15 protein-coding genes and 1 pseudogene are annotated in these 13,434 nt (G+C 64.0%); 7 read left to right on the forward strand and 9 right to left on the reverse strand.

Annotation, left to right across the window (positions count from 1 at the left end):
• Positions 1 to 5 precede the first annotated feature (5 nt).
• Positions 6 to 458: a ferritin-like domain-containing protein gene (locus P3W97_RS04015; protein ID WP_300844004.1), complete on the reverse strand. Its 453-nt coding sequence runs from the start codon at positions 456 to 458 to the stop codon at positions 6 to 8.
• A 463-nt stretch (positions 459 to 921) separates the two neighbouring features.
• Here P3W97_RS04015 and hemP point away from each other — a divergent pair, with 463 nt between their 5' ends.
• The 3 genes from hemP to P3W97_RS04030 all read left to right on the forward strand — a co-directional run bounded on the left by hemP (position 922) and on the right by P3W97_RS04030 (position 2,137).
• Positions 922 to 1,077, forward strand: coding sequence for a hemin uptake protein HemP (gene hemP, locus P3W97_RS04020; protein ID WP_300844006.1), 156 nt, complete (start codon positions 922 to 924; stop codon positions 1,075 to 1,077).
• Positions 1,078 to 1,217: 140 nt separating this feature from the next.
• Positions 1,218 to 1,601 (forward strand): hypothetical protein, encoded by a 384-nt coding sequence (locus tag P3W97_RS04025; protein ID WP_300844008.1) that lies wholly within the window; start codon positions 1,218 to 1,220, stop codon positions 1,599 to 1,601.
• Complete coding sequence (locus P3W97_RS04030; protein WP_300844010.1) at positions 1,562 to 2,137, forward strand: DUF6662 family protein; 576 nt, start codon at positions 1,562 to 1,564, stop codon at positions 2,135 to 2,137. The genes P3W97_RS04025 and P3W97_RS04030 overlap by 40 nt, the downstream gene beginning before the upstream one ends.
• Before the next feature lie 197 nt (positions 2,138 to 2,334).
• Here the strand turns inward: P3W97_RS04030 and P3W97_RS04035 are convergent.
• The 3 genes and pseudogenes from P3W97_RS04035 to P3W97_RS04045 form a co-directional block, all read right to left on the reverse strand.
• Positions 2,335 to 2,526 (reverse strand): annotated as a pseudogene (locus P3W97_RS04035) (IS5/IS1182 family transposase); the annotation flags it as partial.
• 213 nt (positions 2,527 to 2,739) lie between these two features.
• The gene (locus P3W97_RS04040; RefSeq protein WP_300844012.1) at positions 2,740 to 3,825 is read right to left on the reverse strand and encodes an NAD-dependent epimerase/dehydratase family protein; all 1,086 of its coding nucleotides are present in this window, start codon (positions 3,823 to 3,825) and stop codon (positions 2,740 to 2,742) included.
• The gene (locus P3W97_RS04045) at positions 3,822 to 5,024 is read right to left on the reverse strand and encodes a nucleotide sugar dehydrogenase (RefSeq protein WP_300844067.1); all 1,203 of its coding nucleotides are present in this window, start codon (positions 5,022 to 5,024) and stop codon (positions 3,822 to 3,824) included. Before P3W97_RS04045 ends, P3W97_RS04040 begins: the two co-directional genes overlap by 4 nt.
• A gap of 230 nt (positions 5,025 to 5,254) precedes the next feature.
• On the opposite strand from P3W97_RS04045, the gene P3W97_RS04050 reads away from it, so the two are divergent.
• Together P3W97_RS04050 and P3W97_RS04055 are read left to right on the forward strand one after the other, a co-directional pair.
• On the forward strand, positions 5,255 to 6,277 hold the full coding sequence (locus P3W97_RS04050; protein ID WP_300844014.1) for a glycosyltransferase family 2 protein: 1,023 nt from the start codon (positions 5,255 to 5,257) through the stop codon (positions 6,275 to 6,277).
• Positions 6,274 to 7,278 carry a lysylphosphatidylglycerol synthase transmembrane domain-containing protein gene (locus tag P3W97_RS04055; protein ID WP_300844016.1) on the forward strand — a complete coding sequence of 335 codons (1,005 nt, stop codon included), beginning with the start codon at positions 6,274 to 6,276 and terminating at the stop codon, positions 7,276 to 7,278. Before P3W97_RS04050 ends, P3W97_RS04055 begins: the two co-directional genes overlap by 4 nt.
• Positions 7,279 to 7,303: 25 nt before the next feature.
• Here P3W97_RS04055 and P3W97_RS04060 read toward each other — a convergent pair whose 3' ends face one another.
• The 5 genes from P3W97_RS04060 to P3W97_RS04080 form a co-directional block, all read right to left on the reverse strand.
• Complete coding sequence (locus P3W97_RS04060) at positions 7,304 to 8,086, reverse strand: peptidylprolyl isomerase (protein ID WP_300844018.1); 783 nt, start codon at positions 8,084 to 8,086, stop codon at positions 7,304 to 7,306.
• Between the two features lie 62 nt (positions 8,087 to 8,148).
• Positions 8,149 to 8,430: a BolA family transcriptional regulator gene (locus P3W97_RS04065; protein WP_300844020.1), complete on the reverse strand. Its 282-nt coding sequence runs from the start codon at positions 8,428 to 8,430 to the stop codon at positions 8,149 to 8,151.
• Positions 8,427 to 8,960 (reverse strand): septation protein A, encoded by a 534-nt coding sequence (locus tag P3W97_RS04070; protein ID WP_300844022.1) that lies wholly within the window; start codon positions 8,958 to 8,960, stop codon positions 8,427 to 8,429. The genes P3W97_RS04065 and P3W97_RS04070 overlap by 4 nt, the downstream gene beginning before the upstream one ends.
• Before the next feature lie 37 nt (positions 8,961 to 8,997).
• Positions 8,998 to 9,417, reverse strand: coding sequence for a peptide-methionine (R)-S-oxide reductase MsrB (msrB, locus tag P3W97_RS04075; protein ID WP_300844024.1), 420 nt, complete (start codon positions 9,415 to 9,417; stop codon positions 8,998 to 9,000).
• A 71-nt stretch (positions 9,418 to 9,488) separates the two neighbouring features.
• Positions 9,489 to 10,172, reverse strand: a complete 684-nt coding sequence (locus tag P3W97_RS04080; RefSeq protein ID WP_300844026.1) for a Crp/Fnr family transcriptional regulator — start codon at positions 10,170 to 10,172, stop codon at positions 9,489 to 9,491.
• 175 nt (positions 10,173 to 10,347) lie between these two features.
• On the opposite strand from P3W97_RS04080, the gene P3W97_RS04085 reads away from it, so the two are divergent.
• Both P3W97_RS04085 and P3W97_RS04090 read left to right on the forward strand, forming a co-directional pair.
• On the forward strand, positions 10,348 to 11,985 hold the full coding sequence (locus tag P3W97_RS04085; protein WP_300844028.1) for a 3-(methylthio)propionyl-CoA ligase: 1,638 nt from the start codon (positions 10,348 to 10,350) through the stop codon (positions 11,983 to 11,985).
• A gap of 143 nt (positions 11,986 to 12,128) precedes the next feature.
• Positions 12,129 to 13,433, forward strand: coding sequence for a branched-chain amino acid ABC transporter substrate-binding protein (locus tag P3W97_RS04090; protein WP_300844029.1), 1,305 nt, complete (start codon positions 12,129 to 12,131; stop codon positions 13,431 to 13,433).
• Position 13,434 lies beyond the last annotated feature (1 nt).

Genomic DNA, 13,434 nt, shown 5'->3' on the forward strand with positions numbered 1-13,434 from the left:
GATGGTCACTGCGAATAGGCCTCGGTCTGGCCGGCGCGCCGCAACATTTTGTCCACCTCATCGCGGTGGGCAACTTCCTCGGCAATCATGTCGCGCGCGTATTCCTCAAGGCGCACATCCCGATCCTTGACCAAATCCAGCAGGGCGTAGTAAGCCTTGAGGGCGTCCCCTTCCAGCTCCAGGGATTCGCGCAGGATGTCTCCGATGTCATGACGGTGGGTTTCCAGCAACGGGCCGATGGCCAGTGAAGGGTGTCCGCCCAGCCAGGTCACCAGCTCGCCAGCCATGCGGGCGTGTTTCAGGCTTTCCTCGGCGTTTTGCTCCAGCCAATGCACGATGGGGATGCGGTTGAAGCCATAGACCATCAGGGCGTAGTGGGTGTAGCGCACGACGCCAGCCAGCTCCAGTTCCATGATGCGGTTGAGGGTGTTGATGACTTGATCCTTGTCGATGCTCATGGCGCTCTCCTTCGCGCGGGTTGGGAAAGTGGGTGAAAGACGATCGGCTCGCTTGGGGCGGGGCTGGTGCGCATCCGGCGTGGACCCGATGACGCCCTTGGCCCGAGGCCGCAATCCATCGCTCCCTCGGCAGCGTTGGCGGCACAAGGGCAAACGGTGGGCGGAAGCCGCGATGCAGCACCTCGCCGCAGGCACATCGCCGTTCAAGCCGACCTTGATGACCCGGTGAGATGGGGCGCGCATCGCGCAAGCAGCGAGCGATTCGTCTGACGCAAACGATAATCGATCGCATTCAAACCGCAAACCCCTTGGACAGGAAGGGAAATTTGCGATATGAAATGCGAATAGTTATCATTCGCTCCAAGCAGCGCGTTCGCCAGCCGCCGCCAGCGAGCGCATCCCTTGAACTTGGCCTATTTGTCGAAAGGTAATCTTGATCCCCACACCTGTCAATCGATCGGCCATGCGCGTGCCCGGTTCGGAGGCCCTGCTACAAAAACCGCTGGTTCGCGTCGCGCGCGACCTGTTCCAAGGTCGCCGCGAGATCTTCATCCAGCATGACGGCCAAGAGCACCGACTGCGCCTCACGCGTCAGAACAAGCTGACCCTGACCAAATGAGCGCACCGGCAAGGGCGTTGTCAGGCCTTGGCCGGCCAAGCACTAGCCGCACTCGGCGTGACGGCGTTGCGCCTACCAGACGTGGGAATTGGCACTGCGGGCAGTGTCGACATTCCACCCTTGAAGAAGGCCAGGCGGCGGTGCAAACCATGATGAATCGGCGCACCGGCGGAGTGCGGGATCTGCTGGTGCGGCCGGTCATCGTCGCGGTGCCACTGCTCGCCCGTTGGAAGGAGATCGTCCTGCCCGCATTGACCCCATCGCCGATGCTCGGGCGGTGTGTCGACCCGCTCGGTGACGCATCACGCCCTTTGTCCTCTGGTCTCGCTTTGGAAACGCTGAACAAATTGCTGCGCGGGCGCAACGTAGCCATGCGACCGCGCAGCAGATTTCTTCAGCGTTTCATTAGTGTCCAACTGCTCATCAACCCGCCCGCCAGCCCGTCGCATGGGCAAGCCAGCATTCGAACTTCAGGAGAAATTCAATGCGCGCACGTTACGCCCTGGTCATGGCCTCTGTTTTGACCGCCGTCGCTCTGCCCGCCCATGCCGACGAGAATGTGCTCGGCTACACGGTTGGCGCCGAAACCCTTCCCAAAGGCGCAGCCGAAGCCTGTGTCTGGATCACATACCATGGCGGCAAGCGCCGCGGGAGCTATGCGCGTCAGGACCTTCGGGCGGAGTATGAGTACGGTGTGAGCGACAGCTTGTCCCTCGCGGGCTATTTGAACGGCTATCGCCACCACTACAGCTGTGGCGAAGATGGGTGTGCCGGTCCGTTGGACGAGCTGGAAATCATTGGCGACCTGAGCCGTTTCCGCATGAGTGGTTTTTCACTCGAAGCCAAGAAGATGCTGCTCTCGCCTTACAAGGACGAGATCGGCCTCGCGCTCTACGGGGAAATCGGTTACAGCAGCGTCGACGCCATCACCGGCGAAAAAGGCAAGGGGTTTGAAATGGAAGGCAAGGTCATTTTTCAAAAGCCCTTTCTCGACGATCAGCTGACCTGGCTCACCAACTTCGAGCTCGAGGCCGAATCGTGGAAACCGAGGGGCGGGTAAACCGAATACACCATCGCGCCGCGGCTGCGCACGGGCTTGTCCTACCGCTTCGCGCCGAATTGGTATGCAGGCATCGATGGATGGGTCGACGCTGAAATTCTCAAACCGGTGGGGTACGCTGACCCTCGCGTCCCAGCTTGCGGGCTCCAACGAGAGCGCGGGCAACAAAAAAGGCTGGCATTTGGCGGACCACGAAAATCGAGTCGCTCGATGAGCGCCCCCATGGGCGTGCTCTTGTGCATGGCCCGTCTCTGGCCAGGCATCATGGCGATGTGCCAGTTCACCCCAGGGTGTCGGGCCTGGACTCCTTCGCGCCTGTCCACACCGCGGTAAGCTGCATCGGCAAAGACGTCGGTTTCTCCACCGTGCAGCAGGGCGTGGGCCTGTGTGGCTTGCGCGTCAAGAGTAGCATGGAGCGGCCCGTAGACGCCTATACCGCAGTCTTTTATCGCAACCGGTGGTATTGGATCGATGATACCGATCTCGATTCCAAGCGCAGTTTCCGGTTTCTTGCAATGTTTAGTTCGTTGGCGGAGACGGGTGAGACCCCGGCTGCGCCATTGTTGACCATTCCAGCCCGCTGAGCCCGCCGAAGCCGGTTTTCAGGTCACAGCTGCAGGCTTGGAGGGGCATGGTGGCGAGCCTCGCGGGGTGGGGCTTGGCCGCTCGGTTTGTTCCTCGAGATACCACCGCACAAACCGTGCCACGCCCTCGCGAAACGGCGTGCTTGGCGCATAGCCGGTCAGACGTTTGAGCAGTGTACAGTCGGCCCAAGTGGCGGGCACATCACCGGTCTGCATCGGCAGGTAGCGGCGCTGGGCGGGGCGGCCTAACTCGGCTTCGATCGCCTCGACGAAGTCCAGCAGACGCACCTTGTCCGAGTTGCCGATGTTGACGACCCGCCACGGCGCGGCGGGGCTCAAGGTGTCGCCTTCGATGGGCTGCCAGCCCGCTTCGGGCCGGCGGGCCTCGGGCACGGGCGGCGCGGCGTCGATCAGCAAGCGGATGGCGCGCACCAGGTCATCGACGTAGGTGAAGTCGCGCCACATCTGGCCATCGTTGTAAATATCGATGGGTTTGCCGTCCAAAATCCCCTGGGTGAATTTGAACAGCGCCATGTCGGGCCGCCCCCACGGGCCGTAGACGGTAAAGAAGCGAAACAGGGTGGTGGGCACGCCATAAATATGCGCCCAGGCATGGCTCATGGCTTCGTTGGCTTTTTTGGTCGCCGCGTACAAGGTTAAAGGCCAGTCGGTTTTTTGCTGTTCATCGAAGGGCAGCGTGTCGTTGGCCCCATACACGCTGCTGGTGGAGGCCATGAGCAAATGACGTGGCTTGAGCTGTTGAGCGATCTGCAGAACATGGAAGGTGCCCACCAGGTTGGCGTCGATGTAGGCGCGCGGGTTTTCTAGGCTGTAGCGCACGCCGGCTTGCGCCGCCAGGTGCACGATGACGTCGGGCTGCGCAGCGCAGGCTGCTGCTTGCAGTGCCGGCAGGTCCTCGAGCAGGGCTTCGCTGGCGGTGAAGGCGGGATATTCGCGCAGCAGGGCGTGGCGGCGCTGTTTCAGGCGCACATCGTAGTAGTCGGTCAGGCCATCAAAGCCGTGCACCGTGTGGCCTTCGGCCAGCAGCAGCCGCGCCAGGTGAAAGCCGATGAAGCCGGCGGTGCCGGTGATGAAGACCCTCATGCATCCCCTCCAAACAGGTCGCGGGTGTAGACGCGCTCGGCCACATCGGCCAGATCTGGGTGGTGGCGGTTGGCCAAGATCAGGTCGGCCTGCACCTTGAAGGCGGACAGGTCCTTGAGCACCGGTGAGCGATAGAAGTCGTCTCCGTCGTAAGCCGGCTCATAGACGATCACCGGCACACCTTTGGCCTTGAGGCGCTTCATGACGCCCTGAATGGCCGAGGCGCGGAAGTTGTCGGAGCCCTGCTTCATGACGAGGCGGTAGACACCGACCACCGGAGCGCGCCCGCCTGCAGGGGCGAGCGTCTGCAGCCGACGCAGTACGTCATCGGCGATGAAGTCCTTGCGCGTGGCGTTGGCCGAGACGATGGCGGCAATGAGGTTTTGCGGCACGTCACGGTAGTTGGCCAGCAGCTGCTTGGTATCCTTGGGCAGGCAGTAGCCGCCGTAGCCGAAGCTCGGGTTGTTGTAGCCGGCGCCGATGCGCGGGTCCAAGCACACGCCGTCGATGATCTGGCGCGTATCCAGCCCGTGCGTGGCGGCGTAGGTGTCCAGCTCATTGAAAAAGGCCACGCGCATGGCCAGATAGGTGTTGGCAAACAGCTTGATCGCTTCGGCCTCGGTCGGGTCGGTCAGCAGCATCGGGATGCGATCGGGGGCGCGGCAGCCCTGGCGCAGCAGGTCGGCGATGAGCTGCCCGCGCGGGCCGCGATCGCCGACGACGATGCGGCTGGGGGAAAGGTTGTCTTCCAGCGCGCGGCCCTCGCGCAGGAATTCGGGCGAGAAGACGATGCGGTCGGTGCCGTGGCGCTGGCGCAGCCGCGCGGTAAAGCCCACCGGCACGGTGGACTTGATGACGAGTGTGCTGCTGGGGTGGGCGGCCAGCGCCTGGGCCGCCACCGCATCGACACTGGAGGTGTCGAAAGCGTTGGTGAGCGGATCGTAGTCGGTGGGGGTGGCGATGACGACGACATCGGCGTTGCTCAAGGCCTGCGCGGTGTCGGTGGTGGCCGCAAGTTGCAGGTCGCGGCGCTCGCGCAGCCAGTGCTCGGCCAGCGCATCGTGAACCGGCGGGCGGCGCTCCTGCAGCGCTGCCACGCGCCGCGGGTCGATATCCAGCACTGTGACGAGATGGTGTTGCGCCAGCAGCAGCGCGTTGGCCAGGCCGACGTAGCCGGCGCCAACGACCGTGATGCGCAGGGGGTGGGAGGAGGGCAGAGCGATGGCGGACATGAAAGAATCGGATAGGGAACACATGCGGCCCGGGCAGGCGTCCATGGTGGACCATCGCACGGGGTTGCGTCGAGTGCCCAATAGCATGCAGAAGACGGGATGTAGTATAGACACCGGTGACTCCAATGCGGTGACTTTTGAGGCGCGCCGGGCGCAGCACCGTCGCTCCACTTGGCTGCTTTACCTGACTGCACCGCATGCCGATCGACAGCTCTCCGAGTCCCCTCGCATCTATCCAGCCCAGCGGGGTTGCACCCGATATTTCCGTGGTGATACCTGTCTATCACGAGCGGGAGAATCTGCACGAGCTGGTGGCCCGGGTGGGGCAGGCTCTGCAAACCACCCCGTGGTCGTTCGAGCTGATTTGTGTGGACGACGGCTCGCGCGACGGCAGCCCGCAGATACTGGCCGAACTGGCCGCTGTCCACGCGTGGTTGCGGCCAGTCGTCCTGGCGCGCAATTATGGCCAGTCAACTGCGCTGCAGGCCGGATTCGAGCGCGCGCGTGGCCGCTACATCGTGACCCTGGATGGCGATTTGCAGAACGACCCGCTGGATATCCCGGCGATGATTGAACGGCTGGAGACGGACCCCTCGGTGGACATGATCTCAGGCTGGCGACACCAACGCCAAGACAAGGCTCTGTCGCGGCGCTTGCCATCGCTGCTGGCCAACCGGCTCATCTCGTGGGCGACGAATGTGCGCCTGCACGACTATGGCTGCGCGCTCAAAGCCTATCGGCGCGAAATCATCGAGCGCATCCACCTGTATGGTGAATTGCACCGCTTCATCCCTTCTTTGGCTCGAGAAGTCGGCGCCCGCATCGAGGAGATGCCCGTGCGCCACCATCCGCGCACGCGCGGCCAATCCAAGTACGGCATCGATCGCACCTTTCGGGTCATCCTGGATCTGGTGCTGATCGTGTTCTTTCTGCGCTACCGGCAGCGGCCGCTGCACGCGTTTGGCGGGCTGGGGCTGTGGCTGTTGGTGCCTGGCGGGCTGATCCTGCTGTATCTGGCGACTGTCAAGCTGATGGGGGAGGACATCGGCGGTCGGCCGCTGTTGGTGGTGGGGGTGATGGCCGTTTTGATGGGGGCGCAGCTCATCGTCGCCGGATTGACAGGGGAGTTGCTGATCCGCATTTATCACGAGGGATCCGGACGGCCCCAGTACCACACTCGCGATTTGCCGGGATCGGCCACCGGTGATCGTCGCACATGAGCGGTGTGCAAGCCCGGCAACCGGCCCCGCGCGGGCGGCGGCTGTGGCGCGTCCTGGTCGCAGTGGCACTGCTCGGGGCCATTCTGGCGTGGGTGCGGCCCGATCGGGTGCTGTCGATGCTGGCGCAGGCGGACCCCGGTTGGGTGCTGGCGGGTCTGTTGAGCAGCACGCTGGGCAATGTCGCATCGGCCTGGCGCTGGCGCGATCTGGCCGCATGGCTAGGCCACTCGGCTCCGCTGTCGTGGGCCGTACCGGTGTATTTCCGCGGGGTGGCGGCCAACGTCGTGTTGCCTGGGGCCGTGGTGGGCGGCGATATGCTGCGGGCCTGGAGCCTGCACCGGCGTGGGATGCCCGTGTTGGAGGCTGGGGTATCCGTGGTGCTGGATCGCGTGAGTGGCCTGTGGGGTCTGGCCATTCTGGGGGGGGTGGCCCTGGGCGCGGAATGGTGGTGGACGCAGACGACAGGCTGGCTTGCTGTGGCCCAACGGATGGGGCTGGCGCCGGCCGGGGTGCTGGCCGTGCTGGCGGTCGGCGCTGCGGTCGGGATGGCGGTTTTGCCGTACGCAGCGCTGCGCGCGACGCCCCGATGGTTGGCGGGCCGGGCAGTACTGCGGCGGCCGGCGTTGCGGTGGTGGCACCGGCTGGCGAGCCACCAGCCAGGGCGGCACTGCGCGCGCCAGATGGCGGGGTCGCTGGTCGTGCAGACCGCGTCGGTGACGGCCCTGTACTGCGGCGCGCTGGCCATCGGTGCACCATTGCCCTGGCAGGCACTGGCCGTCGCAGCAGTCCCGATCTTTGTGTTGGCCACGTTGCCTGTTGGGTTTGGCGGCTGGGGCACGCGCGAGGCCGCGGCCATCGCCACCTTGGTCCCCCTGGGGTACGACGCCTCGTCCGCCGTGGCGATATCGGTGCTATACGGGTTGTACCCAGTGGCCCAGTCCGCCTTGGCGTTGTGGTCGGTGCCGCAGGTCGACCAGACACCCCCCAACCGCGGGGATTGACCCCCGCGGAGGCGGAACTGGGGTCTTATTGCACCTTGGCCTTGCTGCGCAGCGATTCCTGGAACTCCGCCAGGCGCTGCTGTTGCAATTGCTGCTGAAGCTGCGGCTTGATGTCCTCCAGCGGGGGCAGTTGCGCCTTGCGCACATCATCGACGCGGATCACGTGCCAACCAAAGGAAGTCTTGACCGGGGTCGAGGTCGTCTCGCCTTTGGCCAGCTTGACCATGGCTTGCGAGAACTCCGGTACGAACATGTCCGGCGTGGCCCAATCGAGGTCCCCGCCGTTGGCGCCGGAGCCGGGGTCTTTGGAGCGCTGCTTGGCCAGCTCCTCGAAGCGCGCGCCCTTGGCCAGTTCTGCGATGATGGCTTTGGCTTCGTCCTCGCTGCTGACCAGGATGTGCCGCGTCCGGTATTCCTGCCCGCTGGTGGCGTTGAGGCGCTCGTATTCGGCCTGGAGGTCGGCGTCCGTCACGGGGTGGCGGCGCTGGTAGTCGGCGAACAGTTCGCGAATCAATATCGTCTGGGTGGCCAGCTCGAGTTGGGCCTTGACCTCAGGCGAGCTGCGCAGGCCGCGCTTGTCAGCCTCTTGCACGAAGATCTCGCGCAGGATGGCTTCTTCGCGCAATTGTTGACGCACGGCATCATCCACCGGCCGCCCCGTGCGGGCGACTTGTTGCTCGAGCGCCTTGAGCCGCGCCAGAGGCACAGGCTTGCCGTTGACGATGGCGACATTTTGGGCCAGAGCGGGCATGGCCAGCCCGAGCGCCAGGCTCGTGGCGATGGCCACGCGCGACAACACATTGTTCATGGGAGAGGTATCCGACAGAGAAATGGGAGCCTAGGAGAAAACCCACGGCGCGGCGACGACCATCAATCGCGCAGCACCTCGACGGTCAGCGCGTGCAGGCCTGCCGCAAATGCAGGCTGCAGCGCATCATACACAAGCCGGTGGGCGGCCACCCGGTTGAGCCCAGCCAGGGCAGGGGCCGCGATGCGTACCCGAAAATGCGTACCGTGGCCCAGGCCGTTGGCCCCCGCGTGGCCGGCATGGGCTGCGCTTTCGTCGATGACTTCCAGGCGCGTGGGGGACAGGGCGGCGCGCAGGGCTTGCGCCATGCTGTCGGCGGTGGGCCAAGCGTCAGTGGTTGTCATGCAGTATCGTCCCCAAGATGGCGGGCGACGTAGAAGCCTTGGCCGACCAAAAACAGCACCGGAAATACGTAGCCCCAAAGTTTGAAGTCCACCCACGCATCGGTGGAAAAATACGCCGCGACGTAGGCGTTGATGGCCGCCATGAATCCGCAGTAGCCAATCCAGGCCAGGGTAAGGCGCGACCACACGGGCGCCGGCAATTTGAGCTGGCTGCCCAGCAGCAGCTGGAGCATGTTTCTTTTCCAAATCCACAGAGCCGCCGCCAGCGCCAGCGCCATGGCGCCGTAGAGCACGGTTGGCTTCCATTTGATGAAGCGCTCGTCTTGCAGCGCCAGGGTGAGGGCCCCAAACACCAGCACCAGCGCCAGGGTGACCTTCTGCACGGTTTGCAGGCGGCGGTCAATGGCATAGATCAGGCCCATCTGCACCACAGTGGCGACCATCAGCACAGCGGTGGCCGCATAGATGCCGTGCCACTTGTAGGCGACGAAGAAGAGCGCGATCGGAAAAAAGTCGATCAGCAAACGCATGGGTAGATTATGGCGGCTCAGTGGTACAGCTGCGGGCTTACAGTGCAAGCCATTGCAACGCGGCCGAGTTCATGCAAAAGCGCAGGCCCGTCGGCGGAGGGCCGTCATCGAACACATGACCCAGGTGGGCGCCGCAGCCGGCACACAGCGTTTCGATGCGGACCATGCCGTGGCTGCGGTCCAGCCGTTCCACGATGGCGCCCGGGCGTGCCCGCCAGAAGCTGGGCCAGCCGCAGCCGGCGTCGAATTTGGTGTCGCTGTCGAACAGGTGGGTGCCGCAAGCGACACAGTGGTAGCGGCCGGGTTGCCACCAGGTCTCGTAGCGGCCGCTGAAGGGGCGCTCCGTCGCGGCGCGGCGCGTCACCTCGAAGGCCAGCGGCTCGGCCTCGCCTCGGTCGATCTTGGCACGCAGCAGCTCGCGCCACTCATCGTCGGTCTTTGCCAGGGGGAATTCCATGGTCATCCTTCGAGCAGAAGCGGTCGCATTATCCGATACGGGCCATCGCCGGCGCGGCGCGTGCGGGAGGCTTACCCGCTGTGGACGAGCAGCGTCTGCAGCGCGTCGGGCTGAAGCACATCGACCCGACTGAACTCCAACGAAATCCAGCCGTTCGCCTCGAACGCCTTGAGCACCCGGTTGATGGTCTGCCGCGACAGGCCGGCAAGATGGCCCAAGTCCTCTTGAGACAGGGTGATTTTGCGCACGCCCGCGCCGCAGAACATGGTCAGGTACTGTGCCACCCGTTCCTCGGGCGAGCGCAGCCGACCGGCTTCGATGGCGGTCATGGCTTGCCCCAGCCGCAGGTTCAGCCGCTCGATGAGGTAGTGGTTGAACGGCAGGCTGGTGCGATAGAGCGTTTGGAAATGGGGCAGTGGCATCCCGATCAGGGTGGTGTCGCGCAGCGCTACCACATCGTAGCGCCACAGGCCGCCATGGAGTACCGTGCCCTCGCCAAACCAATCACCCGCAGGCACGCCCAGAAAGGCCGATATGCGGCCGTCGGGGCCCTCGGTCTGCAATTTGGCCATGCCCGACAGCACCGCCCACCAAGCATCCACCGGCGTGCCCCGGCGGATCAGCAGCTCGCCCCGGCTGGCCCGCTGCATGAGCATGGTGTCGACCAGTGTCTGCCGCATGCTGCCCTCCAGCGACCCGAACCACGGCTGCTGGGACAGAAATACACGGGCGGGACTGCGGGCGTCGAGGGTCATGGCGGGCGGTGGCAGTGGCTGCGTGTCGGGGCTGTCGGAGAGGCGACAAATTGTGTGGGGTCTGCGGGTTTGTCAGGAGGACGGGGGCGAGGCCGGCTTGCGATAGTCGTAAGCTTAACGGGTCAGCGCAATTTTGGTGCTGTCTCAACCACCCGTTTCACGAGGAGAGCCTTCCATGCTGGGCTTGATGCAAGACCGCCCTTTGCTCATTTCAGATCTGATCGAACACGCCGCACGCCACCACGGCGATGTCGAGATCGTCTCGCGCCGCGTCGAGGGTGACATCCACCGCACGACCTACGGCGAGGCCGCAGGGCGTGCCCGCCAACTGGCGCGCGCCCTGGATGCGATGGGCATCGGCCCTGGCGAGCGGGTGGCCACCCTGGCCTGGAACGGCTATCGGCACTTCGAAATGTACTTTGGCATCAGCGGCTCCGGCCGGGTGCTGCACACCATCAACCCGCGGCTGCTGCCCGAGCAGATCGCCTGGATCGTCAACCACGCCGAAGACCGCGTGCTGGCGTTCGACATGACGTTCTGGCCCATCGTCAAGGGCATTCACGACAAATGCCCGACCGTCCAGCGCTGGGTGGCGCTGTGCGACGACGCAAACCTGGCGCGGCTGACGGCGGATGGCACTATTCCCAACCTGGTCAGCTACGAGTCGTGGATTGACCCCCATCCAAGTACCTACGACTGGCCGCGCTTTTCCGACGACACGGCCAGCAGCATGTGCTACACCAGTGGCACCACCGGGCACCCGAAGGCGGCGCTGTACAGCCACAAATCCACCATCCTGCATGCCTACGCCTCGGCGCTGCCAGATGTGATGTGTCTGAGCGCGCGCGACGCCGTGCTGCCCGTGGTGCCGATGTTCCATGTCAATGCCTGGGGCATCCCGTACTCGGCGGCGGCCATCGGGTGCAAGCTGGTGTTTCCCGGCGGGCAGCTCGACGGCAAATCGGTCTACGAGTTGCTGGAGTCCGAGCGGGTGACCTTTGCCGCTGGCGTGCCGACCGTTTGGCAGATGCTGCTGGCCCACATGGGGGCGCACGGATTGCGCTTGCCGGCACTCAAGCGCACGGTCATCGGCGGCTCGGCCTGTCCGCCGGCGATGATCAGCGCCTTTCGCGAGCAGTACGGTGTGGAGGTGCTGCACGCCTGGGGCATGACGGAGTTGAGCCCACTGGGCACGCTGTGCACGCTGAAGAACAAACACCTGGCGCTGCCTGAGGAGGAGCAGATGAAGATCCGCCTCAAGCAGGGGCGGGCGATCTTTGGCATCGACATGAAGATCGTCGATGCCGACGGGCGCGAGCTGCCGTGGGACGGTGTGACCCAGGGCGAACTCATGGTGCGCGGCCCCTGGGTGATCCGCGACTACTACCGCAGCGACAAGCCGAGCCCGCTGGTGGACGGGTGGTTTCCGACCGGTGACGTGGCCACCATCGACGCCGACGGGTACATGCAGATCACCGACCGCAGCATGGACGTCATCAAGTCGGGCGGCGAGTGGATCAGCTCGATCGACGTCGAGAACATCGCCATGGCCCACCCGGCGATCCTGATGGCGGCCTGTATCGGCGTCAAACATCCCAAGTGGGACGAACGCCCGATTGTCGTCGCGGTCAAAAAACCGGGCGCCGAGGTCACGCGCGAGGAGTTGCTGGCGTTTTACGAGGGCAAGCTCGCCAAGTGGCAGATCCCCGATGATGTGGTGTTCGTCGATGCGATCCCGCTGGGTGCCACCGGCAAGATGCAAAAGGTCAAACTGCGCGAAATGCTGGCCGACTATCGCCTGCCAGGGCTTTGAGTCACTCGCCCCGCCGCGATGTATGAGTGTCACCCCGATGACAGTCGCCAAGGTGATCCGTCTGCGGGGTTTCCCTGAACGGTGTGCGGCAACAGACGGCTAAGCTCGATTCCGTTTCACCACCCATAAAAGGAGACAAGCGCATGAAGTTCGCATTCAAGACCCTGACGGTGATCGCCATGGTTGGCCTGGCACTGACCGGCGTGGCGCAAGCGCAGAATGCGCGTCAGGCCAAGCGTGAGCAGGCCTCCGCCGCGGCGAACGCCCCGCTGGCGGGGCAGACCGTCAAGATCGCCTGGATCGACCCACTGTCGGGCTTGATGGCGCCGGTGGGCTCCAATCAGGTCAAGAGCTTCCAGTTCTTCGCCGAAAAATTCAGCGGCCCCAACCCGTACAACCCGGCGGGCGTCAAGTGGGAGGTGGTGGCGTTTGACAACAAACTCAGCCCCTCCGAGACCCTGACGGCGCTGCAGTCCGCTATCGACCAGGGCATCCGCTACATCACGCAGGGCAATGGCTCGTCGGTGGCCGGTGCGCTGATCGAAGCGGTAGCACGGCACAACGCGCGCAATCCAGGCAAAGAAGTCGTCTTCCTCAACCACTCGGCGGTCGATCCCGACTTCACCAACAGCAAGTGCAACTATTGGCATTTCCGCTTTGACGCCGACACCTCGATGAAGATGGAGGCGCTGACCACCTTCATGAAGGACCAGCCCGACATCAAGAAGGTTTATCTGCTCAACCAAAACTATTCACACGGCCACCAAGTGGCGAAATACGCCAAGGAACTGCTGGCCCGCAAACGACCGGATGTCCAAATCGTCGGCGAGGATTTGCACCCGCTGGCACAGGTGCGCGATTTTGCGCCCTACATTGCCAAGATCAAGGCATCCGGTGCGGATACGGTCATCACGGGCAACTGGGGCTCTGATCTGGCGCTGCTGGTCAAAGCCGCTGTCGAAGGGGGATACACCGGCAAGTTCTACACCTACTACGCCGGGGTGAGCGGAACGCCGACGGCCTTGGGGGTTCAGGCCGAAGGCAAGGTCTACCAGGTGTCGTACAACCACTATCACATGGGCGGCGATATCCAGAAATGGCAGGAGGAATTTCAAAAGAAATTCAATGCCGATTTCTACACCGGATCCGTCATTCACATTTACCGCGCGCTGAGCGAGGCCATGGCCAAAGCCAAGTCCACCGATCCGGTCAAGGTCGCAAAGGAGCTGGAAGGGCTGAAATTCGTCAGCTACAATGGCGAAGTAGAAATGCGCAAGACTGATCACCAGTTGCAGCAGCCCCTCTACATCACCCGTTGGCAGAAGCTGGACGGAAAAACTCTGACCTACAGTGTGGAGAACACCGGGATGACCCTGGCCTTGGTCAAAGAGTTTCCCGCCTACGTCTCCAGCACGCCCACCAGTTGCGCCATGCAGCGGCCCAACTGAA

The sequence above is a fragment of the Tepidimonas sp. genome, from assembly GCF_029335975.1.
In the GTDB taxonomy this organism is placed as follows: Bacteria; Pseudomonadota; Gammaproteobacteria; order Burkholderiales; family Burkholderiaceae_C; genus Tepidimonas.

Coding starts and splice junctions, on each gene's coding strand:
- P3W97_RS04015 (WP_300844004.1), bottom strand. CDS start 458: ATGAGCATCGACAAGGATCAAGTCATCAACACCCTCAACCGCATCATG.
- hemP (WP_300844006.1), top strand. CDS start 922: ATGCGCGTGCCCGGTTCGGAGGCCCTGCTACAAAAACCGCTGGTTCGC.
- P3W97_RS04030 (WP_300844010.1), top strand. CDS start 1,562: ATGCGCGCACGTTACGCCCTGGTCATGGCCTCTGTTTTGACCGCCGTC.
- P3W97_RS04040 (WP_300844012.1), bottom strand. CDS start 3,825: ATGAGGGTCTTCATCACCGGCACCGCCGGCTTCATCGGCTTTCACCTG.
- P3W97_RS04050 (WP_300844014.1), top strand. CDS start 5,255: ATGCCGATCGACAGCTCTCCGAGTCCCCTCGCATCTATCCAGCCCAGC.
- P3W97_RS04055 (WP_300844016.1), top strand. CDS start 6,274: ATGAGCGGTGTGCAAGCCCGGCAACCGGCCCCGCGCGGGCGGCGGCTG.
- P3W97_RS04060 (WP_300844018.1), bottom strand. CDS start 8,086: ATGAACAATGTGTTGTCGCGCGTGGCCATCGCCACGAGCCTGGCGCTC.
- P3W97_RS04065 (WP_300844020.1), bottom strand. CDS start 8,430: ATGACAACCACTGACGCTTGGCCCACCGCCGACAGCATGGCGCAAGCC.
- P3W97_RS04070 (WP_300844022.1), bottom strand. CDS start 8,960: ATGCGTTTGCTGATCGACTTTTTTCCGATCGCGCTCTTCTTCGTCGCC.
- msrB (WP_300844024.1), bottom strand. CDS start 9,417: ATGGAATTCCCCCTGGCAAAGACCGACGATGAGTGGCGCGAGCTGCTG.
- P3W97_RS04080 (WP_300844026.1), bottom strand. CDS start 10,172: ATGACCCTCGACGCCCGCAGTCCCGCCCGTGTATTTCTGTCCCAGCAG.
- P3W97_RS04085 (WP_300844028.1), top strand. CDS start 10,348: ATGCTGGGCTTGATGCAAGACCGCCCTTTGCTCATTTCAGATCTGATC.
- P3W97_RS04090 (WP_300844029.1), top strand. CDS start 12,129: ATGAAGTTCGCATTCAAGACCCTGACGGTGATCGCCATGGTTGGCCTG.